The sequence below is a fragment of the Ferroplasma sp. Type II genome, assembly GCF_000496155.1.
In genome coordinates this window covers 1-2,228 of record NZ_KI542838.1, presented here as the reverse complement: position 1 = coordinate 2,228, position 2,228 = coordinate 1, and the positions used below count along the sequence as shown (strand labels likewise).

The window sequence follows — 2,228 nt, the reverse complement described above, 5'->3', positions numbered from 1 at the left end:
TTCATGAATTCTGGAAAGAAGTATTAGTGATATTATTGAGATCAATATAGCAAATACAATTGCCCCGAAAAATCCAACATATATAATTATTGGAACAGCTATAATAGATCCGACCATGCTGGGCAGTTGGCTTGTTATTTCAGCGATACCATTGTTTTTCCCCATAAGGCTAATTCGAGAGATGGATTGCTGGAGTACCCTCTGTGTTGAATATACCAATGAAGTGATAGTATCAGCTCCAATCAGCAGGATAGATAGAACTGCTAAATTTGCTGTACCATATAATAACGCCATAAGTGAGGAAAAAGAAAGGAGTATTATTGTAGCAAATATACAGAATTTCAGCACACTCTTTCTCTGGAAACTATCTATTGCATATCCGAATAGTGGCTCAAGGGAAATCCCTACAATAAGAATCAATATTCCTATAATTCCAAGGTATACTCTACTTAAGTAACCAGATGCCATGATAAAACTTGCTATTATAAAAATTGGCCCCATCCCGGACAGACTTGTAACCCGATATACAGAATACCTGAAGAAATTTCTATAGGAGTACCTTTGTTCTTCATCCTTTATCACAGACATTCGTGTTTATTTGTTATAATTTTATTAATTTATTACTTTATAAAGTTTATAAACTATCACTTTTCACACACCATTCACTTAATAATATAGTGACCATAAATTATTCTATGGTATGAATTCTTTACTCCAACACAACGTTGCCCTTTAACATATTTCTAATTTCTACTGCTAATTAGCTAAAATTTCGCAATATTCTACAGAATAAGGAGTGATTATGTAAAAAAAATGAAGGTGAAAGCGTTAAATATGTCAAATTTTTGGTGGTTCCTATATTAGTACTGAATTATTATAAAGCTTTTTTTCGGTAGCTTAAAAAATGTGGGAATAACTGTGTTCATTCTGCCCGTTGATGTTAAATTTATCAACAAGAATAGGGATAGTCAGAATTTCTCTATTTCTGTTGCCCATTGAAATATTTTCCTATTCTTCCTATGCCTTCCCTTATAACATCCTCAGATGTTGCATAGGAGATCCTGAAATGCTTTTCTGCGCCAAATGGGCTACCTGGTGTTACTATTACATTCTGTTTCTCTAGCAGATCCAGGGATATTGCATCATCAGACCGGTCAATGGAATAACCAGGGAATATGTAAAAGGCGCCCTCAGGTTCATAGAATGAGAGATCATTTATTTCTTTTAGAAGGGAAACTGCAAGATTCCTTCTTTTCTCAAACTCCATCTTCATCTTTGTTACACTTTCCTCATTCTCAAGGGCCTTCATTGCACCATATTGTGATATGGATGGGGCACATGTGAGTGTTTGTTGCTGTACCTTATTGGCTGCCTTTATTACATCAACTGGAGCTACCATGTATCCTATTCTCCATCCAGTCATTGCATAGCTTTTAGAAAATCCGCTAAGCGTAACAGTTCTGTCCTTCATCTCCTCTATTGATCCAGGAGAAAACATTTTGCCTTTGTACACTAAATCCTCATATATTTCGTCTGATATTAAATAGAGGTTGTTTTCAATTATAAAATCGGAAAGTTTCCTGAGTGACTTTTCTGAATAAACCTTTCCTGTAGGGTTTACTGGGTTATTTAACATAAAAACTCTGGTTTTAGGTGATACATATTTTCCCAATGAGTCGAAATCAAGTTCGTAATTTTCATCGGTTGGAACTGTTACCATCTTTCCCTGATTCAACTTGATTATATCTGGGTATGAGACATAGTATGGTGCAGGCAATAGAACCTCCTCACCAGGGTCTATTAATGAGTATAGTGCCAGGTTCAGAGAAAATTTTGTGGGAGTTACAAGGACATTTGATGCTGTTGCATCTATTCCGTTTTTCCTCTTCATCTTTTCTGCAATCTTCTGCCTTAGCTCCATTATTCCGGCGGAGGGTGTATAATGGGTTTTTCCAGCCTTTGCTTCCTTAAATGCGTAATCAATTATCTCTTCAGGTGTTGTAAAATCAGGTTCACCAATTCCAAAACTGTATATTGTCTTGCCTGCTTCCTTGAGTTCCGCAGCCTTATTTGACATGCTCACAGTGGCTGATTCATTTATACCATTTACCCTTGAGGATACCATGGCCAGTCATAACAATTTGCCTTAAATATTTGTCCTTTTAAAATCCGTAAAAATGAAAATACATGGGGCATTTAAGAGATAATTGCTGGAGGTTAAAGAGAAT

Annotated in this window: 2 protein-coding genes; both read right to left on the bottom strand. The window is 35.9% G+C overall.

The genetic code is table 11. The annotated features are described in order from the left end of the window. The coding region (locus tag AMDU4_RS13575; protein ID WP_290705549.1) for a hypothetical protein at positions 1–588 on the bottom strand (588 nt) is incomplete at its 3' end. A gap of 391 nt (positions 589–979) precedes the next feature. Then, complete coding sequence (locus tag AMDU4_RS13570) at positions 980–2,125, bottom strand: pyridoxal phosphate-dependent aminotransferase (RefSeq protein WP_021788499.1); 1,146 nt, start codon at positions 2,123–2,125, stop codon at positions 980–982. Positions 2,126–2,228: the final 103 nt, after the last annotated feature.

Bases quoted from the DNA above. Each gene is read 5' to 3' on its own strand.
- AMDU4_RS13570 (WP_021788499.1), bottom strand. From the start codon at position 2,125: ATGGTATCCTCAAGGGTAAATGGTATAAATGAATCAGCCACTGTGAGC.